The organism is Thermomonas fusca DSM 15424, from assembly GCF_000423885.1.
Classification (GTDB): Bacteria; Pseudomonadota; Gammaproteobacteria; order Xanthomonadales; family Xanthomonadaceae; genus Thermomonas; species Thermomonas fusca.
Genome location: NZ_AUIV01000007.1, coordinates 114,703 through 137,431, shown reverse-complemented (window position 1 = coordinate 137,431; position 22,729 = coordinate 114,703). Strand labels below are relative to the sequence as shown.

Here is a 22,729-nt window from a genome sequence, read left to right as displayed (position 1 = left end):
CCATGACTAACCTGCGCGCTGCAGGCGCATCCCAGCCGCCTGGCCCGGGAGCCTGTGTGAGCCTGAAGCTGCGCCTGACCATCATGAACTTCCTCCAGTTCTTCATCTGGGGGGCGTGGCTGATCACCATCGGCGCGTACTGGTTCCAGCACAAACAGTGGTCGGGAACCAGCTTCGGCGCGATCTTCTCGACCATGGGCATCTCGGCGTTGTTCATGCCGGCGCTGATGGGCGTGGTGGCCGACCGCTGGATCAGCGCGCAGAAACTCTACGGTGCGCTGCACCTGGCCGGCGCGGTAATGCTGGCCTGCGTGCCACAGGTCGACGACCCGCACACCATGTTCTGGGTGATGCTGGCGACGATGATCTGCTACATGCCGACCATCTCGCTGGCGATCGCGGTGGCCTACAACGCGCTCAAGCGCGAGGGCCTGGACGTGGTGCGCGACTATCCGCCGATCCGCGTCTGGGGCACGGTGGGCTTCATCGCCGCCCTGTGGACCACCAGCCTGCTGAAGCTGGAGACCTCGCCCGGTCAGTTCTACATCGCTTCCGCCGCCGCGCTGGTGCTGGGCCTGTACGCCTTCACCCTGCCGCCCTGCCCGCCCACGCTGGGCCGCGACAGCAGCAGCCGCTCGCTGGTGGACGTGTTGGGGCTGTCCTCGTTCCGGTTGTTCCGCGACCGCAACATGGCGGTGTTCTTCGTGTTCGCGATGCTGCTGGGCGCTGCGCTGCAGCTCACCAACGCCTATGGCGACACCTTCCTGCACGACTTCGCCAACGTCGATGCCTACAAGGACACGCTGGCGGTGCGCTACCCCGCCATCATCATGTCGATTTCGCAGATCAGCGAAACCCTGTTCATCCTCACCATCCCGTTCTTCCTCAGGCGCTTCGGCATCAAGACGGTGATGACGATCAGCATGCTGGCGTGGTTCCTGCGCTTCGGCCTGTTCGCCTACGGTGACCCGGGCCCCGGCCTGTGGATGATCGTGCTGAGCTGCATCGTCTACGGCATGGCCTTCGACTTCTTCAACATCTCCGGCTCGCTGTTCGTCGAACAGCAGGCCGACCCGAAGATCCGCGCCAGCGCGCAGGGTCTGTACATGCTGATGACCAACGGCATCGGCGCGGTGCTGGGCAGTCTGGTTGCGGGCTTCGTGATCGACCGTTTCTTCACCAGCGCCGACGGCATCAAGGACTGGCAGGGCATCTGGACCGCGTTCGCACTGTATGCGCTGGCGATGGCCGTCACCTTCGTGCCGCTGTTCAAGCACCGCCACGACCCGCACAAGGTGGTGCCAGCGCACGGCCCGGCCGACGTGGGCAATCCCTGAGCATGGCGCGGGTCCTCGTCGTCGGTTCGTTCAATGTCGACCACGTCTGGCGGGTGGCCGCGCTGCCGGCGCCTGGCGCCACCCTGTCCGGTAGCTACGCCACCGGGCCCGGCGGCAAGGGTTTCAATCAGGCCATCGCCGCCCGCCGCGCCGGCGTGGAAACGCGCTTCGTTTGCGCGCTGGGCGAAGACCTCGGCGCGCAGCTGGCGCGCACGCTTTGCAGCAATGACGGCATCGACCTGCGCGCGGCGGTGGTGGCCGATCCCACCGGCACCGCCGGCATCTACGTCGATGCACAGGGCCGCAACTGCATCGTGATCGGCGCCGGCGCGAATGCCGCGCTGGCGCCCGGCCACGTTGCCGGCGCACTCGCCGATGTGACCGCTGCGGACGTGCTGCTGGCGCAGCTGGAGTCGCCGCTGGGCGCGATCGCGCAGGCGTTGGATGCCGGCCGTGCCGCCCGCGCCACTGCGATGCTCAACCCGGCGCCAGCCAACGTCGCCATCGACGAAACCATGCTGGTGCGGGCCGACATCCTGACCCCGAACGAAACCGAATTCGCCGCGCTGGTCGGCCGTCACGTGGGCGAACGGATCGAAGCCGATGCGGTGGCCAGCCTCGACCAGCCGCGTCTGCATGCGCTGTGCCGCGAACTGCTGCCGCACGGCAGCGTCATCGTCACCCTCGGCGCCAGCGGCTGTTTCGTCTCGCATGCCGAAGCGGTGCCGCGCGGCGACACCGCCATCTGCTATCGCGTCCCCGCCGAGCCCGCGCAGGCGATCGACACCACCGGTGCCGGCGATGCCTTCAACGGCGCGCTGGCCGCCGCGCTGGCGCAGCGACCGGATTCCGCTTTCATCGAACACGTCCGCTTCGCCAGCCGCTACGCCGCGCGCTCGACCGAACAGGAAGGCGCAGCGCTGGCGATGCCGCGCCTGACAGTCTGATCGTCGGATGAGCTTCGAGAATGGTGGGCCGTGATGGATTCGAACCATCGACCAGCGGATTAAAAGTCCGATGCTCTACCGACTGAGCTAACGGCCCACGAAAGGATCGCCCGGCATTGCACCGGGGCGCGCATTCTAACCGATGCCGGCGCTGACGTAGCGGGTGGGATCGACGAGGCCCGCTTCGGCGAAGCCCTGCGCACGCAGGCGGCAGGCGTCGCAGTGGCCGCAGGCGCGGCCATCGGCATCGGCCTGGTAGCAGCTCACCGTCTGCGCGAAATCCACGCCCAGGCGCAGGCCTTCGCGGGCGATGTCGGCCTTGCTCATCCGCATCAGCGGCGCATGCACGCGGAAGCGGCTGCCTTCGACGCCGGCCTTGGTGGCCAGGTTGGCCAGCGCCTCGAAGCCGGCGATGAACTCCGGCCGGCAGTCCGGATAGCCGGAATAGTCCACCGCATTGACACCGCAGAACAGGTCGGTGCTGCCCAGCACCTCGGCCCAGCCCAGCGCCACCGACAGCATGATGGTGTTGCGCGCCGGCACGTAGGTGGACGGGATGCCCTGCCCGATCACGTGGCCGTCGGCATCGGTGGGCACCTGGATGTCCTCGTCGGTCAGCGCCGAGCCGCCGATGCTGCGCAGGTCCACGTTGACGGTCTTGTGGACGATCGCCCCGAGCGATCGCGCCACGCGCGCGGCGGCGTCCAGCTCGGAGGTATGGCGCTGGCCGTAGCGCACACTCAGGGCGTGCGGGGCGAACCCGGCCTCCTTGGCAAGGGCGAGGACGACGGCGGAATCCATGCCGCCGGAGACCAGCACGACTGCGGGTTTGCTCATGTTTATCTCCCCGGCTCGTCGTTCCACAGCAGCTTGTGCAGCTGCATCTGGAAGCGTACCGGCAACCGGTCGGCCACGATCCAGTCGGCCAGTTCGCGCGCGCCGACCTGCGCGGCGCTGGGTGAGAACAGCACGTCGCAGCGCTGTTGCAGCGGGTGGTCGGCCAGCACGCCCTTGGCCCAGTCGTAGTCCTCGCGCGAGCAGATCACGAACTTGACCTGGTCGTGCGCGGTCAGCAGCGGCAGGTTGCCCCACAAGTTGCGCGCCACCTCGCCCGAGCCCGGTGTCTTGATGTCCAGCACGCGCGAGACGCGCGGATCGACGCCGGCGATGTCGAGCGCGCCGGAGGTTTCCAGGGAAACCACGTAGCCGGCGTCGCAGAGCTTCTCCAACAGCTGCAGGCAGCGCTTCTGCGCCAGCGGCTCGCCGCCGGTGACGCAGACATGGCGCGCGCCGAGGCGGGCCACTTCGGCAAGGATGGCGTCGATCTCCCACCATTGCCCGCCGTGGAAGGCGTAGGCGGTATCGCAGTACTGGCAACGCAGGGGGCAGCCGGTCAGGCGCACGAACACGGTGGGCCAGCCGGCGTCACGGGCTTCGCCCTGCAGCGACAGGAAGATTTCGGTGAGCTTGAGGCGCTCGGTCTGGCCTGCCGCCGATGCGGCGGCCGCATCGGCAACGGCGTTCATGCGGACATTTTAGCGGTTGCCGGCCAGCTGCATCGAGCGCAGGCGGTCGTCGGCGATACGGGCAGCGTCGCTGCCCGGATAACGCTGGGCCACCTGCCGCAGCGTGGCCATCGCGGCCTCGTTCTGGCGCAGCCCGGATTGGGCCAGGCCCAGTTTGAGCAGCGCGCCCGGCGCCTTGTCGTTGGCCGGATAGCGGTCCAGCAGCGCGCGGAACTGGTCGGCGGCCAGCGCGTAGTTCTGGGTGACGTAATAACTCTCGCCCAGCCAGTAGATCGCGTTCGGGGCCAGTTGGCCGGCCGGATGGGCGGCCAGGAAGTCGCGCAGGCGGCGCGCCGACTCGACGTAATCGCCGCTCTTGAGCGCTTCGAAGGCATGGGCGTAGGCGCCCTGCTCGTCCTGCGCCACCGCAACCGGCGGCGCAGGGAGTGCCACTGGCGGCGTGGCGACCGCCACTGGTTCGCCGGGCTGTGACGCCGAGGCCGGCGCCGGGGCACCGCCCTCCAGCCGGTCCAGCCGACCGCTCAGGTCCAGGTACTGCACCCGCTGGCTCTGCCTGGCCTGTTCAAGCTGCTGCTGCAGTTCTTCCAGCTGGCCGCGCAGCGCCTGCACTTCCGCCTGCAGCGCGGACACCTGGTTGACCAGCGCGACGCCGTTCTGGTCGCCGGCGCCGCGGGCTTCAAGCGCCGCGACGCGGTCGGCCAGGCTGGCACGCTGGGCCATGGCCAGCGGCGATGCCAAGAGCATCGCCACCAGCGGCAGCAGAATCGCCGGACGCATCACTTCTCGCTGTAGACCAGTTCGACGCGACGGTTCTTCGACCAGCAGTCTTCGCCGGAGTCGTTGCAGACCGGGCGCTCTTCGCCGTAGCTGATCACGGTGAGCTGGCTGGCGCCGCCACCGTTGGCCTGCAGCGCGGACGACACCGCGTTTCCGCGACGCTCGCCCAGGCCCATGTTGTACTCGCGGCTGCCGCGCTCGTCGGCGCTGCCTTCCAGGCGCAGGCGCGCACTCGGGCGGTCGCGCAGGTACTTGGCGTGGCAGCCCATCGCGGCCTGGAACTCCGGCTTCAGCGCGTCTTGGTCGAGATCGAAGTACACCACCCGCTGGCGCAGGCAGGCGTCACTGTCGAGGTCGGCGGGAGTGTAGGCGCCGGGGGCGGTGCTGGTGACCGGGGCGGTGGTGGCGCCGGTATCGACCGGGGTGTCCGCCGGCGGGGTTTCCTTGACCTTCTTCGAGCAGCCCACCGCCACGGCGGAAGCCAGCACGGCCAGGGTCAGCAGGCGGCCCATGTGCGAAAGCGAAACAGTCATCGGAGTGTCCTCGTCTTGGGTACGGTGAAGCTGAAGATGAACAGGCAGTCTAGCCCTTTCCGGCGTGACAGTGCGTGAGTCAGCGCTTGCGGTACGGCGACCACGCGGGCTCGCGCACGTCGCCCCCACCCAGGCTCAGGCGCTGGCGCACGCGACCGTCGGCGGAAACCGCGTAGAGCACGCCGCGGCTGCCTTCGCGGGCGGCGTACAGCAGCATCGCCCCGTTCGGCGCGAAGCTCGGCGATTCGTCCAGCGAGCCCGGCGAAAGCATGCTCCAGCGCGCGCTGCCGGTGCTGCGATCCATCAATGCGATGCGGTAGGTGTTGCCGGCACCCTGCGCGGTGGCCAGCTTCTTGCCGTCGAACGACAGCGACGGGCTGGCGTTGTAGCTGCCGTCGAAACTGACGCGGCTGGCGCTGCCGCCGCTGGCCGGCATCTGGTAGACCTGCGGGCGACCGCCGCGGTCGGAGGTGAAGTAGAGGCTGGCGCCGTCATGGCTCCAAGTGGGCTCGGTGTCGATGCCGAAATGGTTGGTGAGCTGGGTCAGATGCTTGCTGCCCAGATCCATCACGTAAATGTCGGGATTGCCGCCCTTGGACAGGGTCATGGCCATGCGCGCGCCGTCCGGCGAGAACGCCGGCGCACCGTTGATGCCGCGGAAGCTGGTGAGTTTGTCGCGGCTGCCGCTGGCGATGTCCTGGACCCAGATGCCGGAATTGCCGCCTTCGAAACTGACGTAGGCCAGCTTGCGCCCGTCCGGGCTCCACGACGGCGACAGCAGCGGCTCGGTGGAATTGACCACGGTGCGCGGGTTGTAGCCGTCGGAATCCGCCACCACCAGCGCGTAGCGGGTGCTGCGGCCCAGTCCGCTGGCGGTGACGTAGGCAATCCGGGTCCAGAACGCGCCCGGCACGCCAAGGATCTTCTCGTACACCGCGTCGCTGATCTGGTGGGCCACGTCGCGCATGGCGCCGGCCGGTGCGCTCAGCGCGAAACCGAGCAGGCGCTCCTGCTTGGCGATGTCGAACAATTCGTATTCGGTGCGATAACCGTCGCCACCGGCCACGCAGCGGCCAATCAGCAGATAGTCCTGCTTGAGCATGCGCCAGGTGGGATACGCCACGTCGCTGCCCTGGGTGGGGCGCTCCGGCAGGCTGGCCGGGTCGGGGCTGCGGAACTGGCCGGAACGGCCCAGATCGGCGCGCACCACCCCACCCACGTCGGTATCGCCACAGTTGCCGCCAAACGGCACCACCGTGATCGGCAGGGCCGCGGCATTGCCGCCGACGATGTCGATCTCAAGGCTGCGCGATTGCGCCAGCACCGTACAGGCGGGCAACAACAGCAGCGGGACGAGCAGGCGGCGGGCAATACGCTTCATGCGGCCTCACGGGCAGGAACAAGGGGAATAGGTTGGACGATGCGGGCGACGGCTGGATGAACGCCAGCGGACTGCGGAAGCTTGCCACCCAGGTGTGCATGCCGCGGTGAGGATCAGCGATCTTCCGCCACGAAGTTCAGGTCGAGGTTGCGGTTGAACACCGTTTCGAAGCCGGCATAGGGCAGCGGCGAGGCCTTGTAGATGGCGCGTTCCACCGACTGCCGGCCCGCCGCGTCGTACGGGCAGGACGAGGAGATCGTGACATCGACCACCTCGCCGCCCTGCAGCTGGCGGATCGAGATGCGGCAGCGCTGACCCAGCGCCACGGTTTCCGGACGGATCCACTGGCGCAGGATCGCCTGCTGCAGCGCGGCGGCGTATTTGGCCTGCAGGCCCGGATCGGTGCCGCGGTTGCCGGGCGGCGGCGGCGCGGTCGAGGTGCCGGGCGTGCGCGCATCCGCCAGCTGCTGCGCACGCTGCTCGGCCATGCTGCGCTCGCGCGCGGCCTGCTCGCGCAGCCTGCGGATTTCCGCCAGCTGGCGCTGTTTTTCGCGTTCCTGCTCGGCCTGTTTCTTCGCGTCCAGTTCGGTCTGGTCGGGCTGCCTGCGCTTCTGTTCCTGCTCGCGCGGCACCTTGGCCACCTCCGCCGAGGGGGCGTCGCGCTGCACTTTCTCCTGTTCCACCGGCGCGGGCTCCGGCACCGGCGGCGGCAGTGCTTTCGGCTGCGGCGGTGGCGGCACTTCCTCCGCCACCGGCTCGGGCAGCGGCTCGATCTTGTCGGGCGCCGGCGGCGGCGCGGGCAGCGCCTTCGGTGCGCGCCGCAGCGCGCGCTGCATGGAGGCGCTGAGATCGGATACCGCCACCAGGTCGGCTTCGATGGGGTCGCCCTGCGCGGCCTCGGCCACGTTGTGCTGCGACCAGCGCAGCCCGGCGAACATCAGCGCGAACAGCAGCACGTGCAGGCCCAGTGCCTGCGCGACGGCGGCCCAGGTGTCGGCGCGCGTCTGCTTCACCCGCGACCCGTCACGGCTTCGGTTCGCCCATCAGCCCGGCGCGCGAGACCTTGGCATCGCGCTGCAGCAGCGACAGGATTTCGTAGACGGACTGATAGCTGACCTCGCGGTCGCCGGCCACGTACACCGCCAGTTCCGGATCGGCCTCCACGAACGCACGCACCTTCGCCACCAGCTGTTGCGCATCCACGGCCTGCGGCTGGTCCACGCCCTCGTAGGTCAGCGTCAGCTGACCATCCTTGCGCACCTGGACCACCACCGGCTGCTTTTTCTTCTGCTCCAGCGTCTTGGCGTCGGCCTGCGGCAGGTTGACGTCCACGCCCACGTTGAGCAGCGGCGCGGTGACCATGAAGATGATCAGCAGCACCAGCATCACGTCGATGTAGGGAACGACGTTGATCTCGGCCTTGAGCCTGCGCTTGCGCGTGCGGCGGGATGCGATGGCCATGTGCGCTTCAGTCCTCGTGGGTCTGGCGCTGCAGGATCGAGGAAAACTCCTCGCTGAAGGTTTCGTAGCGCACCGCCATGCGCTCGGCGCGGGTGGCGAAGCGGTTGTAGGCCCACACCGCCGGGATCGCGGCGAACAGGCCCATCGCGGTGGCGACCAGCGCTTCCGAGATGCCCGGCGCGACCGTCGCGATGGTCGCTTCCTTCATGCTGGCCAGGCCCTGGAACGAAATCATGATGCCCCAGACGGTGCCGAACAGGCCGACATAGGGACTGATCGAACCGACGTTGGCGAGAAATTCGAGGTTGCGTTCCAGCCCGTCCAGCTCGCGCGAAGTGGCCGCGCGCATGCCGCGCTGCGCACCTTCCAGTTGCATCCGCGCATCGACGCCGCGGCGCTGGCGGATGCGGTTGAACTCGCGCATGCCGGCCTCGAAGATCGCCTCCAGGCCTTCGACGCTGCGGTGGCGCTCGGTCGCCGAGGCGTAGAGCTTGGCTAGCTCGGTGCCTGACCAGAAGCTTTCCTCGAAGCGGTCGGCCTCGCGCTCGGCGCGGTCCAGCACCCGCTTCTTGCGCAAGATAATCACCCACGAAGCCACTGACGCCAGCAGCAGCAACAGCATCACCAGCTGCACCGGCAGGCTGGCGTGCAGCACCAGCTGCAGGATGTCGATGCCCTGGTTGCCCTGGGCGGCGGCGGCCTGCGCGCCGGTCTCGGCCAGTTCCACGGTGCCGGCGGCGGCGGTGTCGGGCAGCGCCTGCGGCAGCGATTGCAGCATCGTCGATGCGGGCATCAAGGGGTCTCCAACGGCGGTTTGAGTTGCGATGAGAGGAAATCCGGCAGCGGGCACGGGCGGAAGCTCGATGCGCGCAGCGCGGCGATCTTGACCTTGGCTTCGACCAGCAGCGCGCCGTCGCGTTCGATCCTCTGCACCATCACGAAGCTGGCGCCCCGGCATTCCAGCAGGCGCACGCTGACCGACAGCTGATCGTCCAGCCGGGCCGGGGCGCGGAAGTCCACGTCCATCGCCCGCACCACGAACACCAGGTCGGCCTCGCGCTTAATCGCGTCCTGGTGCAGGCCGCGCGCGCGCAGCCATTCGCTGCGCGCGCGCTCCATGAAGGCGAGGTACTGCGCGTGGTAGACCACGCCGCCGGCGTCGGTGTCTTCCCAGTACACGCGCACCGGCCAGGAAAAGGAAAGGGGGCCAGAGTGAGTTTTGGGCCCGGAATTTCCGGTCATTCCAGACTCCTCGTCGAAAAACTCACTCTGACCCCCTTTCCTCGAACAGCCCCGGCGTTCCCGCCTTCGGCTTGAAGCCGAGGTGGCGGTAGGCCTTCGGCGTGGCCATGCGGCCGCGCGCGGTACGCACCAGGAAGCCCTGCTGGATCAGGTAGGGCTCGATCACGTCCTCCAGCGTGCCGCGCTCTTCCGACAGCGCCGCGGCCAGCGATTCCACCCCCACCGGGCCGCCATCGAAGGCGTCGATGATGATGCCGAGCATGCGCCGGTCGAGTTCGTCGAAACCCTCCGGGTCGACCTTCAGCATGTCCATCGCCGCGCGCGCGATGGCCGCATCTATCGTGCCGTTGCCCTTGACCTGCGCGTAGTCGCGCACCCGCCGCAGCAGCCGGTTGGCGATGCGCGGGGTGCCGCGCGAGCGCCGCGCCAGTTCGCCGGCGCCCTCGGCGTCGCAGGCGATGCCGAGGATCTGCGCGGAGCGGCGCACGATCCGCGCAAGCTCCTCGGCCGAGTAGAACTCCAGCCGCTGCACGATGCCGAAGCGGTCGCGCAGCGGCGCAGTCAGCAGGCCGGCGCGGGTGGTGGCGCCGATCAGGGTGAACGGCGGCAGGTCGAGCTTGATCGAACGCGCGGCCGGGCCCTCGCCGATCATGATGTCGATCTGGCAGTCCTCCATCGCCGGGTAGAGGATCTCCTCGACCACCGGCGACAGGCGGTGGATCTCGTCCACGAACAGCACGTCATGCGGCTGCAGGTTGGTCAGCAGCGCCGCCAGGTCGCCTGCCTTCTCGATCACCGGACCGGAGGTGACGCGCAGGTTGACACCCAGTTCGTTGGCGATCACGTGCGAGAGCGTGGTCTTGCCCAGGCCCGGCGGACCGAAGATGAGCACGTGGTCGAGCGCCTCGCCGCGGCCCTTGGCGGCCTCGATGTAGATCTGCATCTGCTCGCGCACCGGCTGCTGGCCGAGGTATTCGTCCAGCCGTTTCGGGCGGATGCTGGCTTCCAGCGCTTCGTCTTCGCGGCTGGCGCCGGGGGCGATGATGCGGTCTTCACTCATGGCCCAATGATCGCACGGGCGGCGGTACCGGCCTACGCGGGCCCGACCGCTGCGAAAGCGCTGCTGGCCAGCGCGAACGAATGCACCCGCGCGGCGTGGTCGAAGATGTTGCCGGTCAGCATCAGCTCGTCCGGACGGTGGCGGTCGATGAACGCGGCAATGCCGTCGCGCAGGTCGGCGGCGTCGCCGACCACGCTGCAGGCGAGCGCCTGTTCGACCATCGCCTTCTCGGCCGGCGACCAGAACGCCTCGATGTCGTCGATCGGCGGCGGCACCAGCCCGACCTCGCCGCGACGCAGCCGCACGAAGGTCTGCTGCAGGGTGGTGAACAACCGGCGCGCCTCCGCGCGGGTGTCGGCGCCGACCACGTTCAGCGCCAGCATCGCGTAAGGCTGCCTGAGCTGCGCCGAGGGGCGGAAGTCGCGGTGGTAGATGGCCAGCGCCTCGGTCATCGCAGCTGGCGCGAAATGCGAGGCGAAGGCATAGGGCAGGCCCAGCGCCGCCGCCAGCCGCGCGCCGAACAGGCTGGAACCGAGGATCCACACCGGCACCTCCAGACCCGCGCCCGGCACCGCCTGCACGGCCTGGCCGGGCTGCACCGGCCGGAAGTAGTGCAACAGCTCCTGCACGTCCTGCGGGAACGCCTCGGCGCCGTCGTGGCGGCGCAGCGCGCGCGCGGTCGCCTGGTCGGTGCCCGGCGCGCGGCCAAGCCCGAGATCGATGCGGCCGGGGAACAGCGCGGCCAGCGTGCCGAACTGCTCGGCCACCTGCAGCGGCGCGGAATTCGGCAGCATCACCCCGCCCGCACCGACCCGGATGCTGGAGGTGCCGGCGGCGACATGGCCGATCAGCACCGCGGTAGCGGCGCTGGCGATGCCGGGCATGTTGTGGTGCTCGGCCAGCCAGAAGCGGGTGTAGCCCAGCGCTTCGGCGTGGCGGGCGAGATCAAGCGTGTTGGCGAAGGCCTGCGCGGCAGTGCCGCCTTCGCAGACCGGGGCCAGGTCGAGCAGGGAGTACGGGATGCGCGGGCTCATACCCTACAGATGCCGACTCAGGCGGCCGGAATCAAGCCCGGCTCAGATTTCCACCTGCGCGCCCAGCTCCACCAAACGGTTGCCGGGGATGCGGAAGAACGTGGTGGCAGGGGCGGCGTTGCGGTGCAGGAACGCGAACAGCTTGTCGCGCCAGACCGGCATGCCGCGGCGGCGGGCGGCGACGATGCTCTCGCGGCTGACGAAATAGGTGGTGTCCATCGGATTGAAGACCAGATCGCACTGGTCGCAGCTGCGCATCAGCGCCAGCGGCACGTCCGGCGTCTCCATGAAACCGTAGCGGATGATCACCCGGTGGAAATCGTCGCCGGCGATGGGGTCGATCTTCATCCGCCGCTCCTGCGGCGTGTACGGCACGGTCAGCGTCTCCACGGTCAGGAACACGTTGCGCTCGTGCAGCACCTTGTTGTGCTTGAGGTTGTGCAGCAGCGCATGCGGCACCACGTCCGGGCTTGCGGTCAGGAACACTGCGGTGCCCGGCACCCGCACCGGCGGCGCCAGCATCAGCCCGGGCAGGAAGGTGTCCAGGCGGATGCCTTCCTTGTGGATCTCGGCGTTGAGCAGCTCGCGGCCGCGCCGCCAGGTGCGCATCACGGTGAACAGCACGATGCCCAGCACCACCGGGAACCACGCGCCCTGCAGCAGCTTGGCGCCGTTGGCGGCCACGAAGGCCACGTCCACCACCAGGAACGCCAGGCACAACCCCACGATCCAGTAGCGCGCGCGCGGCCACAGCATGCGTGCCACCAGCGCCAGCAGCAGGGTGTCGATCAGCATCGTCGCCGACACCGAGATGCCGTAGGCCACCGCCAGATTGGACGAGCTGCGGAACGCCAGCACCAGCCCGAACACCAGCAATGCCAGGCCCCAGTTGATGCCGGGGATGTAGATCTGGCCGATGGTGTCGTGCGAGGTGTGCTTGATCCGCATGCGCGGGATGTAACCCAGCTGCATCGCCTGCCGCGACACCGAGAACGCGCCGGTGATGACCGACTGCGAGGCGATCACCGCCGCCATCGTCGCCAGCACGATCATCGGATACAGCGCCCACTCCGGCACCGCCTCGTAGAACGGGTTGGATACCGCGCCGGGGCGCTGCAGCACCACCGCACCCTGGCCGAGGTAGTTCAGCATCAGGCAGGGCAGCACGAAGAAATACCAGCCGTGGCGGATCGGCGGCGCACCGAAATGGCCCATGTCGGCGTACAGCGCCTCGCCGCCGGTGACCGCCAGCACCACCGCGCCGAGGATGAACACGCCGTGCCAGCCGTGCTCGACGAAGAAGCGCGCGCCCCACCACGGGTTGAACGCCTTCAGCACCTCGGGGGCGGCCACCACGTTCCATACGCCGATTGCCGCCAGCGCCAGGAACCAGATCACCATCACCGGGCCGAACACCTTGCCCACGCGCTCCGTGCCGAAGCGCTGCGCGGCGAACAGCCCCGCCAGCACCACCAGCGCGATCGGCACCACGAAGCGCCCCAGCCCGGGCGCGGCCACTTCCAGCCCCTCCACCGCGCCCATCACGGTGATGGCCGGCGTGATGACGCCGTCGCCGAAGAACAGCGACGCACCGAAGATGCCGAGGATGCCGACCACGTAGGCCGAGCGCGAGCCCTTGCGCAGGGTGCGCTGGGCCAGCGCCATCAGTGCCATGATCCCGCCCTCGCCGTCGTTGTCGGCGCGCATGATGATGGTCACGTACTTCAGCGTGACCACGATGTTCAGCGCCCAGAACGCCAGCGACAGCACGCCCAGCACGGTGTCGTGGTCGTTGCGCAGGCCGTAGTGCGGCGAGAACGCCTCTTTCAGCGTGTACAGCGGGCTGGTGCCGATGTCGCCGAAGACGACGCCGATGGCGCCCACCACCAGCGCCAGCCCGGCAGCCTTGCCGGATTGGACGCCATGCGCATGCGACGGCTGTGCGGGTGTGCTCATGGATGCTCGCAGGGAAAGAACGGGACGGCGGGAGGCGGCTCAGCGCAGCGCCGACTGCAGCGCCTTGCGGATGATGGCTTCGGCGGCGTCGCCGTCGGTCGCGGCCTTCTTCGCCATGCGTTCCGCTTCGGCCGGCTTGTAGCCCAGCGCCTGCAGCGCGGTGATGGCCTCGGACAGCGGATCGCCCGGCAGCCCGGTGCTGGCCGCGACCGGGCCACCGGCCAGATCGGCCGCGCGGTCGCGCAGTTCCACCACCATGCGTTCGGCGGTCTTCTTGCCGATGCCGGGGATGCGGGTCAGCGCGGTCACGTCGGAGGTCTGCACCAGCCGCGCGAACTCGTCCACCGACACACCGGAGAGCACTGCCAGCGCGATCTTCGCGCCGATGCCGGAGACCTTCTGCACGTCGCGGAACAGCCGTCGCTCGGATTCGCGCAGGAAGCCGTACAGCGAGACGCTGTCCTCCTTCTGCGCGTAGTGGGTGAACAGGAACACCTCGCGGCCCACCTCCGGCAGGTCGTAGAACGTGCTCATCGGCGCTTCCAGCTCGTAGCCGACGCCGTGCACGTCGATGACGAGCCACGGCGGCGCCTTGTGGATCAGGATGCCCTTCAATCGTCCGATCATCGCCGTCCCCTGCCCTTGCGTCCCCACGCCTCGCGCGCGGCCACGCCCAGGCGCTGCGCACTGGCGCGCACGTGGGCATGGGTGATCGCCACCGCCAGCGCGTCGGCGGCATCGGCCTGCAGCTTGCCGGTCAGGCCCAGCATCGCGCCAACCATGTGCTGCACCTGCAGCTTGTCGGCGCCGCCGCTGCCGACCAGCGCCAGCTTGATTTCCTTGGCCGCATATTCGCTTACCGGCAGGTCGCGGGCCACGCAGGCGGCGATCGCCGCGCCGCGCGCCTGGCCCAGCTTGAGCGCGCTCATCGCGTTGTTGGACAGGAACACCTGCTCCACCCCGACCTCGTCCGGCCGGTACTCCTCGATCAGCGCCCACAGTCCGTCCAGCAACTTGCGCAGGCGCAGCGGGAAGGATTCGGCGTCCAGCAGCACCAGCGGCTGGTGGTGCACATGGGTGATCCTGCCGTCGGCGGCAACATCGATGATGCCCACGCCGGTACGCTGCGAGCCGGGGTCGATCCCCAGCACCCTGACCGTCGCCGCGCGCGTACCCCCGGATTGCAGATCGGAAACCATGTGGGTAGCGCCGCGGCGGGCAGGCTCAGCCAAGGCCGGCCGCGTTGGAATAGACGTCCTGGACGTCATCCATGTCTTCCAGCCAGCGCAGCAGCTTCTGCACCTGCTCGGCGGTTTCGCCTTCCACCGGCGAATCGTTGTCCGCGCGCATGGTCACTTCGGCGAAGCCCGGCGCCAGCCCGGCCGCCGCCATCGCCGCCTTGACGCCGGCAAAGGCCTCTGGCGAAGTCAGCACGTCGATGGCGCCGTCTTCCGGATACACCACCACGTCATCGGCGCCGGCCTCGATGGCGGCTTCAGTGACGGCATCCTCGTCCGCACCGGCGTCGTAGCTGAGCACGCCGACCTTGTGGAACATGAAGGACACCGAGCCCTCAGTGCCGAGGTTGCCACCGAACTTGCCGAAGGCGTGACGGACGTCGGCCACGGTGCGCACGCGGTTGTCGGTCAGGCAGTCGACGATAACCGCCACCCCGCCAGCGCCGTAGCCCTCGTAGCGGATCTCATCGTAGACCACGCCTTCCAGCTCGCCGGTGGCCTTCTTGATGGCGCGCTCGATCACGTCCTTGGTCATGTTGACCGCCAGACCCTTGTCGATCGCCGAGCGCAGCCGCGGATTGGTGTGCGGGTCGCCCCCGCCGGCGCGCGCCGCCACCGAAATCTCGCGGATCACCTTGGTGAAGATCTTGCCGCGCTGCGCGTCCTGCGCGTTCTTGCGGGCTTCGATGGAAGGGCCACGTCCCATGACAATATCCGGCCGGAAATGCGAAGCCGCGGATTATACGGCGGCTGATCCAACTGCGCGCCCTAATCTCAGGCGCCGCTTAACATGTCCCGTCGTACCGTGCCGCACGCTCCCGCCGAACAGCCGCATGGCCGCCCGTTTCCAACCCCTCCTCACCGTCCTGCGCCGCTGCCTGCTGCCGGGCGGGCTGGCGGTGCTCATCGGTGCCTGCGCCGCCACCGGGCCGACGCCGCCATTCGCCACGATCGCTGGCGACGGCCCCTACGTCTTCCATGCCGCGGGCAACCAGCTGGACGCGCTGTGGGTGTGCGGCGGCAAGGTGGTGCGCAGCCGCCTGCCGGCGCGCGACGGCGCCGTCGTCAAGCCGCGCTGCGGCTATCCGCACGCAGTGGCGATCCCGGCGCGGATCGATGCGGGCGAGATGCCATTGCCGGCGGGCGCGCGGATCATCGCGGTGTCCGACATCCACGGCCAGTACGCGTTGTTGGCGCAACTGCTGCGGGCCCACCGGGTGATCGACGGAGGCGACCGCTGGAACGCCGGACGCGATCACCTGGTGGTGGCCGGCGACGTGTTCGACCGCGGCGATGATGTGACTGAAATCCTGTGGCTGCTGTTCCAGTTGCAGCAGCAGGCGCGTGCCGCCGGCGGCGCCGTGCATTTCCTGCTGGGCAACCACGAAACGATGGCGCTGTACGGCAGCACCCATTACGTGCACCCGGCGCTGATCGACAACGCCCGCCTGCTGGGGCGCAGTTATGACGCGCTGTACGCCGCCGATTCGGTACTGGGGCAGTGGCTGCGCACGCGCCCGGTGCTGCTACGCCTGGGCGATACGCTGTTCCTGCACGGCGGCATCGCGCCGCAGGACGCTGGCCTGGTCGATGCGATGACGGCCACCAATGCGGCCTACCAGCGCAGCCTCGGCACCCCGCGCAAGCAGGTCGAAGCCGATCCCGCGCTCGCGCCGCTGTACGACCACAAGACCAGCCCGATCTGGTATCGCGGCTACTTCGACGGCCAACTCGATACGCCGGCGGTGCAGGCGCTGGCGGCGAGGCTGGGCGTCGCACGGATCGTCGTCGGCCACACCACCATCGGCGAGGTAGCCAGCTTCCACGGCGGCAGGGTGATCGCCATCGACGGCGGGCTCAAGCGCGGCAAGACCGGGCAGCTGCTGTTCATCGAGGGCGATCGGCTCAGCCGCGGCCTGCTGGATGGCCGTCGGGAGGCGCTGCCGGCGCTGCAGGAAGTCCCGCGCGACCAGGACTGAGCCTCTCCGCATGGCCCGTCGGCGGTTGCGAAGTCAAGCCTGCGCAGGCCGCCGGTACATGAACTCGCGGTCGCGCTGCGCACCGACGATGAACTCGTATTCGCCGGCGAAGGCGAAGCCGTAGCGCGCGTAGAAGCGCTGCGCGCCGAGGTTCTCCGACCACACCGACAGCCACAGCGTGCGCGGGCCGTCGCGCAGCAGCCATGCCATCGCCGCATCCATCAGCGCGCGGCCGCTGCCGCTGTTCTGCATGTCGGCGCGGATATACAGACGCTTGAGTTCGCCATCCTGCGGGCACACGTCGGCATGCGGCAAGCCGCAGGGACCGGCCTGCGCGTAGCCGACGGCGCGGCCGTCCAGCTCGGCCAGCCACAGCGCGTAGTCCGGGTTCGCCAGCGTCTTGGCGTAGGCCTCGACGGTATGGCTTTCGTCGAGGAAGGCCTGCAGGTCTTCGGGTGTGTACAGATGGCCGAAGGTTTCCACAAAGGTCGCCGCGCCCAGCTCCGCCAGCGTTGCGGCATCGAGGAGGGTGGCGCGGCGGATGGGGATCATGCTTTCCCCCTCCCCCTGCGCGCAGGGGGAGGCCGGGAGGGGGTTCGCTCTGTCGTCGTTTCGCTGCATCGGCTTACCCCTCCCCAATCCTCCCCTGCGCGCAGGGGAGGGAGTTATCTCAAGCGTCGTTTCGCGCTCTGACCTGCACGTGCACTTCGGCCAGCTGCGCGTCGGCGATCGGCGACGGCGCATCGGTCATCAGGCACTGTGCGCCGGTGGTCTTCGGGAACGCGATCACGTCGCGGATCGAGTCGGTGCCCGCCATCAGCGCGGCGATGCGGTCGATGCCGAAGGCGATGCCGCCGTGCGGCGGCGCGCCGTACTTCAGAGCGTCCAGCAGGAAGCCGAACTTGGCGCGCTGTTCGTCGGCGCCAATGCCCAGCAGGTCGAACACCGCCGCCTGCATCTGCGGGCGATGGATGCGGATCGAACCGCCGCCGATCTCGTTGCCGTTGAGCACCATGTCGTAGCCGCGGCTGACCGCGGTCTTGGCGTTGGCGCGCAGGTCGTCGATCGAATCCACCGCCGGCGCGGTGAAGGGATGATGCAGGGCGACGTAGCGCTGCTCTTCCTCGTCCCATTCGAACATCGGGAAGTCGGTGACCCACAGCGGCTTCCAGCCGTCCTGCACCAGGCCGAAGTCCTTGCCGGCCTTCAGCCGCACTGCGCCCATGAAGTCGGACACCTTGTTGTAGCTGCCCGCGCCGAAGAACACGAGGTCGCCATTGCCAGCGCCAACGTGCCTGAGCACGGCCTCGAACGCACCCTCGGCGAAGAACTTGGCGACCGGCGAATTGACCGCGCCGGCCTCGTCGATCTTCGCGTACGCGAGGCCCTTGGCGCCGTACTTGGCGGCATGCGCTGCGTATTCGTCGATCTGCTTGCGCGACAGCGCCGCGCCGCCGGGGATGCGCAGCGCGGCGATGCGACCGTTCGGATCGTTGGCGGCGCCGGTGAACACCGCGAACTCGCAGTCCTTCACCAGTTCGGCCACGTCCACCAGCTCCAGCGCGATGCGCAGATCAGGTTTATCGGAGCCGTAGCGGCGCATTGCTTCCGCCCAGGTCATGCGCGGGAACTGCGCGGCCAGCTCGACGCCAACCACCTCGCGGAACACATGCCGCACCATGTCCTCGGTCAGGTCCTGCACGTCACGTTCTTCGACCCAAGCAAACTCCATGTCGAGCTGGGTGAACTCCAGCTGGCGGTCGGCGCGCAGCGCCTCGTCGCGGAAGCAGCGGGCGATCTGGTAGTAGCGGTCGAAGCCCGCCATCATCAGGATCTGCTTGAACAGCTGCGGGCTCTGCGGCAGCGCGTAGAACTCGCCGGGATGCATGCGGGCCGGCACCAGGAAGTCGCGCGCGCCTTCCGGCGTGGCCTTGGTCAGGATCGGGGTCTCGATGTCCTGGAAGCCGCGCGCGTCGAGGTAATGGCGCAGTGCCGAGACAAGCTTGGTCCGCGTGCGCATCTTGCGCTGCATCTCGGGACTGCGCAGGTCGAGGTAGCGGTACTTCAGGCGGATGTCCTCGCCCGGGTTCTCGTGGTGGTGGAACGGCAGCGGCTCGGCCTTGTTCAGCAGCTCGATGCGCGTGGCCACCACTTCCACCTGGCCGGTCTTGATCCTGTCGTTGACCGACTGGCGGCGGCGCACGGTGCCGGTGATGCGCAGGCAGTCCTCGTAACCCACCGCCGCGGCAGCAGCCAGCATGTCGGCGTTGCCGCCGGTATCAGCGGGTTCGGCCACGATCTGCACGATGCCCTCGTGGTCGCGCAGGTCGATGAACACGATCTGGCCCATGTTGCGGGCGACGTCGGCCCAGCCGCACAGGCTGACGGTCTGGCCGATCAACGCTTCGTTGATCAGGCCGCAGAAATGGGTACGCATGGGAACTCCGGGGACGCGGGCGCGCGGGCGTTGGGCCTGCGCGAAGCCGGGTATTTTAGCCGATGCCGGGAGGGCAGCCGCGAGCGCACGCCGGCGGGGCACCGGCAAAGAGAGCGGTCGGGTTCGACTGACGGACCCGACACGCTTGGCCGAACGCGGGATGCATGGCGAGACGGCGGCTAAGCGCCTGTTCTGGCGGCGGGGCAGGGGCGGCCGCGCAAGTCGCGGCCCGATATCCGCTTGGTTGCGCGGCCGCCCCTGCCCCGCTGGGGAGAATCGGGCGGCTGGCGGGATGGGCAAAGACGCACTTTCCGCCATCCTCGCCTTCACGCGAGTGGCGCGGGATCTCCGGCGGGATCGCTTATGGCTTGCTTTCCGCCGCGGGCTTGGCCGTTTCCGGCTTCGCCTCGGGCTTGCTCTCCGCCGGCTTGGCGGCATCGCCGGCCAGGTTGCGCTTCTTGTCGCCGTCCTTCTTGAAGTCGGTTTCGTACCAGCCGCCGCCCGCCAAGCGGAACTGCGGGGCGGTCAGCTGGCGGTGCACCTGCCCTTCCGCGCCGCAGGACGGGCAGACGGCGGGATCGGCATCGGACAGCTTCTGCAGCTTGTCGAAATGGTGCCCGCAGGCGGCGCAGGCGAAGGCGTAGATCGGCATGGCGATGAAGTCGTATGGGCCAGGTTACTGGCCGGGAGTGGGGGCAGCGAGGGCATTATCAACCGCGGCGGGCGCATCGGCGGGGGCGGTGGGGGTGTTCTCCTGCATCGGGTCGACATCGAACGGCACCGGCAGCAGCAGCGACGGCAGCAGCGTGTTGAGCACGGTGTAGAGCACCAGCGCACCGGTCAGGGTTGCAGACAGACCGAAGCGACTGTGCAGGATTTCGGCCAGCACCAGGGTGAAGACCAGGGTGGGCGTCAGCGCGATCGACACCCGGAAGGTGCTCTGCCGGTGTTCACCGCGGAACAGAACGCGCCGCTGCAGCCACACCATCGCCACCCGCAGCGGCACCACCAGCGCGGTCAGCAGCAGGCCGAGGCCAAGCGCTTCCAGGCTCAGGGCATCGCGGGCGATCTGGCTGCCGGCATGGAAGAAATAGAACGGCACGAAAAACGACGCGAACAGGCGCAGTGCGTTGATGTTCTCGTCCGAGGCCATGCGCGGGATGCGCACGCGCAGCAAGCGCGCGATCAGACCGGCAATGAACGCACCGACCAAGTAGTACACGCCCAGCTTGTAGGTGATGAAGGCGGCGACGAAGCCGGCCATCACCAGCAGCGAGAATTCCGATCCCGGCGCGTGCGGCGCGATCCAGCGCCCGAACGCAACGTACAGCAGCGGCAGCCCCACCATCAGCGCCGCCATCGCCAGCGCGGACAGCCCCAGCTGCACCGGATCGTCCGCCTGCAGGACCACGAACAGCGCCGCCAGCGCCAGCAGCTCGCCTGCAATCGCCTTGCTGGTCACCCAGAAGCGCTCCTCTTCATCCAGCCCCAGCCGCTCCAGGGTGTCGAGGATGAAGCCGGTGGAGGGCGTGAGCAGGGCCAACGCCACCAGCGCAGCGGCCTGCCAACCGAGATCCAGATAGCGCCAGCCCAGCCAGGCCAACAGGCAGAGATTGCCGATGCGGATCGCCAGGTGCACCAGCAGCGGCCACAGCCCCCGGCGCAGCGCGCGCATGTCCACTTCGAGTCCGGCGAACAGGAACAGCGAGGAGATCCCCAGGGTCGACAGCAGGGTCACCACCGGGTCATGCACGCCGCTGCCGAGCGCCAGCATGGCGCCAATGCCGAACACCAGGCAGGTAATCGGCGCCGGCAGCCGGAAGCGTTGCAGCGCCCGCGGGATCACCAGCAGGGCGAAGATCAACAGCAGGTAGACAAGTTCGCGGCTCATGCGTTCAGCCTAACCGCGCGCTCGAGGATGCGCCGCACGTCAGCCTTCGTACAGCGCCAGCAGCTCCGCCTCGGCGGCTTCAAGCTCCTGCCGCAGCTGCATCTGCTGGCGGCCGATGTCGGCCACCTTGCCGGCATCGGCGTAGACCGCGGGATCGGCCATCTGCGCATCGAATTCGGCCAGCTTTCCTTCCAGCCGCGCCACCCGTTCCTCGGCCTTCTGCAGCTTGTGCGGATTGATCTTCACCGCCGGCTTCTTCGGTTCGGGCGGCAGCGCCGGCAGCGCCGGTTCGGCCTTGGGTGCGGGGGTTTTCGGGTTGTCGCTGCCGGGGCGCGAGCGCAGCCAGGCGGCGTATTCGTCCAGATCGCCGTCGAACGGCTCCACCTTGCCGCCGGCCACGCGCCAGAAGCTGTCGCAGACCAGGCCAATCAGGTGGCGGTCGTGGCTGACCATCACGATGGCGCCGTCGAAATCTGACAGCGCCTCGGCCAGCGCTTCGCGCATGTCCAGATCGAGGTGGTTGGTGGGTTCGTCGAGCAGCAGCACGTTGGGGCGGCGGTAGGCGATCAGCGCCAGCGCCAGCCGCGCCTTCTCGCCGCCACTGAAGGTGTCGATCACTTCGAAGGCGCGGTCGCCGGGGAAATTCCAGCGGCCCAGGAAGTCGCGCAGCACCTGGTTGGGCGCGTCCGCATCCAGCTTGCGCAGGTGGTCCAGCGGGCTGGTGCCGAATGCCAGCGATTCCACCGTGTGCTGGGCGAAATAGCCGATGCGCAGGTCCGGGTGCGCCTTGCGCTCGCCGGACATCGGCGCCAGCTCGCCCACCAAGGTCTTCACCAGGGTGGACTTGCCGGCGCCGTTGGGGCCGAGCAGGCCGATGCGGTCGCCGGCTTCCAGGCCGAAATTGGCGTTGGCCAGGATCCGCGCATCCGCACCGTAACCGCAGTCCACGTCGTGCAGCGACAGCAGCGAATTGGGCAGCTTGAGCGGTTCGGGCAGGGTGATGTGCAGCGCGCGCTCGGCCCGCACCGCCTCGGTGCCGGCCAGCTTGGCCAGCCGCTTGACCCGCGACTGCGCCTGCTTGGCCTTGCTGGCCTTGGCCTTGAAGCGGTCGATGAAGCTCTGCAGATGGGCGCGCTCGGCCTGTTCCTTCTCGTGCGCGATCTGCTGCTGGCGCAGGTGCTCGGCGCGCTGGCGCTCGAAATCGGTGTAGTTGCCGATGTACAGCTTCGCGGTGCCGTCGTGCAGGTGCAGGATGTGGGTGGTGACGTTGTCGAGGAATTCGCGGTCGTGGCTGATCACCAGCAACGTGCCGTCGTAACGCTTCAGCCATTCCTCCAGCCAGACCACGGCGTCGAGGTCGAGGTGGTTGGTGGGTTCGTCGAGCAGCAGCAGGTCCGACGGCGTCATCAGCGCGCGCGCCACGTTCAGGCGTACGCGCCAGCCACCGGAAAAGTCGGACACCGCCTTTTCATGCACCTCGGCCGGGAAGCCGAGGCCGTGCAGCAGCCTGCCGGCGCGGGCGGTGCCGTCGTAGCCGTTCACTTCCTCCAGCCGATGGTGGGCCTCGGCCACCGCCTCCCAGTCTTCGGCGGCGAAAGCATTGGCTTCCATCTGGATGGCGGCGTGCACGGCTTCGTCGCCGGACAGCACGAAATCGATGGCCGGGTCCGGCAGGTGCGGGGTTTCCTGCGCCACCGAGGCGACGCGGGCCTTGCCGGGCAGGTCGAGGTCGCCCTTGTCGGGCTCGACCTCGCGCATCAGCGCGGCAAACAGGGAGGTCTTGCCGGCACCGTTGCGTCCGACCACGCCGACCCGCCAGCCCGCGTGCAGGGCCAGGTCGACGTTGGACAGGAGCAGGCGTTCGCCGCGCCGGAGGGCGAAATTGCGGAAGGAAATCATGGGGCGGCGAGTGTACGGGAAAGCCGGCGCG

At 68.8% G+C, this 22,729-nt stretch carries 23 protein-coding genes and 1 tRNA gene; 3 read left to right on the top strand and 21 right to left on the bottom strand.

The window, feature by feature from the left end:
• The first annotated feature begins 56 nt into the window (after positions 1-56).
• Positions 57-1,337 (top strand): nucleoside permease, encoded by a 1,281-nt coding sequence (locus tag G582_RS15400; protein ID WP_051246633.1) that lies wholly within the window; start codon positions 57-59, stop codon positions 1,335-1,337.
• Positions 1,338-1,339: 2 nt separating this feature from the next.
• Positions 1,340-2,284 carry a ribokinase gene (locus G582_RS0104090; RefSeq protein WP_028838750.1) on the top strand — a complete coding sequence of 315 codons (945 nt, stop codon included), beginning with the start codon at positions 1,340-1,342 and terminating at the stop codon, positions 2,282-2,284.
• Positions 2,285-2,305: 21 nt separating this feature from the next.
• On the opposite strand, the gene G582_RS0104085 is transcribed toward G582_RS0104090, so the two are convergent.
• The 16 genes from G582_RS0104085 to G582_RS0104010 all read right to left on the bottom strand — a co-directional run bounded on the left by G582_RS0104085 (position 2,306) and on the right by G582_RS0104010 (position 15,198).
• A tRNA-Lys gene (locus G582_RS0104085) sits at positions 2,306-2,381 on the bottom strand.
• 38 nt (positions 2,382-2,419) lie between these two features.
• Positions 2,420-3,121 (bottom strand): 7-cyano-7-deazaguanine synthase QueC, encoded by a 702-nt coding sequence (gene queC / locus G582_RS0104080; RefSeq protein ID WP_038052761.1) that lies wholly within the window; start codon positions 3,119-3,121, stop codon positions 2,420-2,422.
• A 2-nt stretch (positions 3,122-3,123) separates the two neighbouring features.
• Positions 3,124-3,810 carry a 7-carboxy-7-deazaguanine synthase QueE gene (queE, locus tag G582_RS0104075; protein ID WP_028838748.1) on the bottom strand — a complete coding sequence of 229 codons (687 nt, stop codon included), beginning with the start codon at positions 3,808-3,810 and terminating at the stop codon, positions 3,124-3,126.
• A 9-nt stretch (positions 3,811-3,819) separates the two neighbouring features.
• On the bottom strand, positions 3,820-4,587 hold the full coding sequence (gene ybgF / locus G582_RS0104070; RefSeq protein ID WP_038052758.1) for a tol-pal system protein YbgF: 768 nt from the start codon (positions 4,585-4,587) through the stop codon (positions 3,820-3,822).
• Positions 4,587-5,099: a peptidoglycan-associated lipoprotein Pal gene (gene pal / locus G582_RS0104065; protein WP_083960935.1), complete on the bottom strand. Its 513-nt coding sequence runs from the start codon at positions 5,097-5,099 to the stop codon at positions 4,587-4,589. Before pal ends, ybgF begins: the two co-directional genes overlap by 1 nt.
• A gap of 100 nt (positions 5,100-5,199) precedes the next feature.
• Positions 5,200-6,501 carry a Tol-Pal system beta propeller repeat protein TolB gene (tolB, locus tag G582_RS0104060; RefSeq protein ID WP_028838745.1) on the bottom strand — a complete coding sequence of 434 codons (1,302 nt, stop codon included), beginning with the start codon at positions 6,499-6,501 and terminating at the stop codon, positions 5,200-5,202.
• Positions 6,502-6,614: 113 nt separating this feature from the next.
• The gene (locus G582_RS0104055; RefSeq protein WP_028838744.1) at positions 6,615-7,514 is read right to left on the bottom strand and encodes a TonB C-terminal domain-containing protein; all 900 of its coding nucleotides are present in this window, start codon (positions 7,512-7,514) and stop codon (positions 6,615-6,617) included.
• A gap of 10 nt (positions 7,515-7,524) precedes the next feature.
• Positions 7,525-7,962 carry a protein TolR gene (gene tolR / locus G582_RS0104050; protein ID WP_028838743.1) on the bottom strand — a complete coding sequence of 146 codons (438 nt, stop codon included), beginning with the start codon at positions 7,960-7,962 and terminating at the stop codon, positions 7,525-7,527.
• A gap of 7 nt (positions 7,963-7,969) precedes the next feature.
• Positions 7,970-8,755, bottom strand: coding sequence for a protein TolQ (tolQ, locus tag G582_RS0104045; RefSeq protein WP_425476533.1), 786 nt, complete (start codon positions 8,753-8,755; stop codon positions 7,970-7,972).
• Positions 8,755-9,204: a tol-pal system-associated acyl-CoA thioesterase gene (gene ybgC / locus G582_RS0104040; RefSeq protein ID WP_028838741.1), complete on the bottom strand. Its 450-nt coding sequence runs from the start codon at positions 9,202-9,204 to the stop codon at positions 8,755-8,757. Before ybgC ends, tolQ begins: the two co-directional genes overlap by 1 nt.
• A gap of 22 nt (positions 9,205-9,226) precedes the next feature.
• On the bottom strand, positions 9,227-10,264 hold the full coding sequence (gene ruvB, locus G582_RS0104035) for a Holliday junction branch migration DNA helicase RuvB (RefSeq protein WP_028838740.1): 1,038 nt from the start codon (positions 10,262-10,264) through the stop codon (positions 9,227-9,229).
• 32 nt (positions 10,265-10,296) lie between these two features.
• Complete coding sequence (locus G582_RS0104030; protein ID WP_028838739.1) at positions 10,297-11,298, bottom strand: LLM class flavin-dependent oxidoreductase; 1,002 nt, start codon at positions 11,296-11,298, stop codon at positions 10,297-10,299.
• 42 nt (positions 11,299-11,340) lie between these two features.
• Entirely contained in the window at positions 11,341-13,254 is a 1,914-nt protein-coding gene (locus G582_RS0104025) for a potassium transporter Kup (RefSeq protein ID WP_028838738.1), read from the bottom strand.
• Positions 13,255-13,293: 39 nt separating this feature from the next.
• Positions 13,294-13,881, bottom strand: coding sequence for a Holliday junction branch migration protein RuvA (gene ruvA, locus G582_RS0104020; RefSeq protein WP_028838737.1), 588 nt, complete (start codon positions 13,879-13,881; stop codon positions 13,294-13,296).
• Positions 13,878-14,453 carry a crossover junction endodeoxyribonuclease RuvC gene (gene ruvC, locus G582_RS0104015; protein ID WP_051246632.1) on the bottom strand — a complete coding sequence of 192 codons (576 nt, stop codon included), beginning with the start codon at positions 14,451-14,453 and terminating at the stop codon, positions 13,878-13,880. Before ruvC ends, ruvA begins: the two co-directional genes overlap by 4 nt.
• 25 nt (positions 14,454-14,478) lie before the next feature.
• Positions 14,479-15,198 (bottom strand): YebC/PmpR family DNA-binding transcriptional regulator, encoded by a 720-nt coding sequence (locus tag G582_RS0104010; RefSeq protein ID WP_028838735.1) that lies wholly within the window; start codon positions 15,196-15,198, stop codon positions 14,479-14,481.
• 160 nt (positions 15,199-15,358) lie between these two features.
• On the opposite strand from G582_RS0104010, the gene G582_RS0104005 reads away from it, so the two are divergent.
• A complete protein-coding gene (locus G582_RS0104005) occupies positions 15,359-16,471 on the top strand; it encodes a metallophosphoesterase (RefSeq protein ID WP_425476534.1) in 1,113 nt (370 codons plus the stop codon).
• A gap of 33 nt (positions 16,472-16,504) precedes the next feature.
• Here the strand turns inward: G582_RS0104005 and G582_RS0104000 are convergent, their stop codons facing one another.
• The 5 genes from G582_RS0104000 to G582_RS0103980 form a co-directional block, all read right to left on the bottom strand.
• Positions 16,505-17,023: a GNAT family N-acetyltransferase gene (locus tag G582_RS0104000; RefSeq protein WP_028838733.1), complete on the bottom strand. Its 519-nt coding sequence runs from the start codon at positions 17,021-17,023 to the stop codon at positions 16,505-16,507.
• A gap of 118 nt (positions 17,024-17,141) precedes the next feature.
• A complete protein-coding gene (gene aspS, locus G582_RS0103995; protein WP_028838732.1) occupies positions 17,142-18,908 on the bottom strand; it encodes an aspartate--tRNA ligase in 1,767 nt (588 codons plus the stop codon).
• Between the two features lie 361 nt (positions 18,909-19,269).
• Complete coding sequence (locus G582_RS15395) at positions 19,270-19,560, bottom strand: FmdB family zinc ribbon protein (RefSeq protein WP_038052755.1); 291 nt, start codon at positions 19,558-19,560, stop codon at positions 19,270-19,272.
• 24 nt (positions 19,561-19,584) lie between these two features.
• Positions 19,585-20,799 (bottom strand): cation:proton antiporter, encoded by a 1,215-nt coding sequence (locus tag G582_RS0103985; protein ID WP_028838731.1) that lies wholly within the window; start codon positions 20,797-20,799, stop codon positions 19,585-19,587.
• A gap of 39 nt (positions 20,800-20,838) precedes the next feature.
• Positions 20,839-22,698 carry an ABC-F family ATP-binding cassette domain-containing protein gene (locus G582_RS0103980; protein WP_028838730.1) on the bottom strand — a complete coding sequence of 620 codons (1,860 nt, stop codon included), beginning with the start codon at positions 22,696-22,698 and terminating at the stop codon, positions 20,839-20,841.
• Positions 22,699-22,729 lie beyond the last annotated feature (31 nt).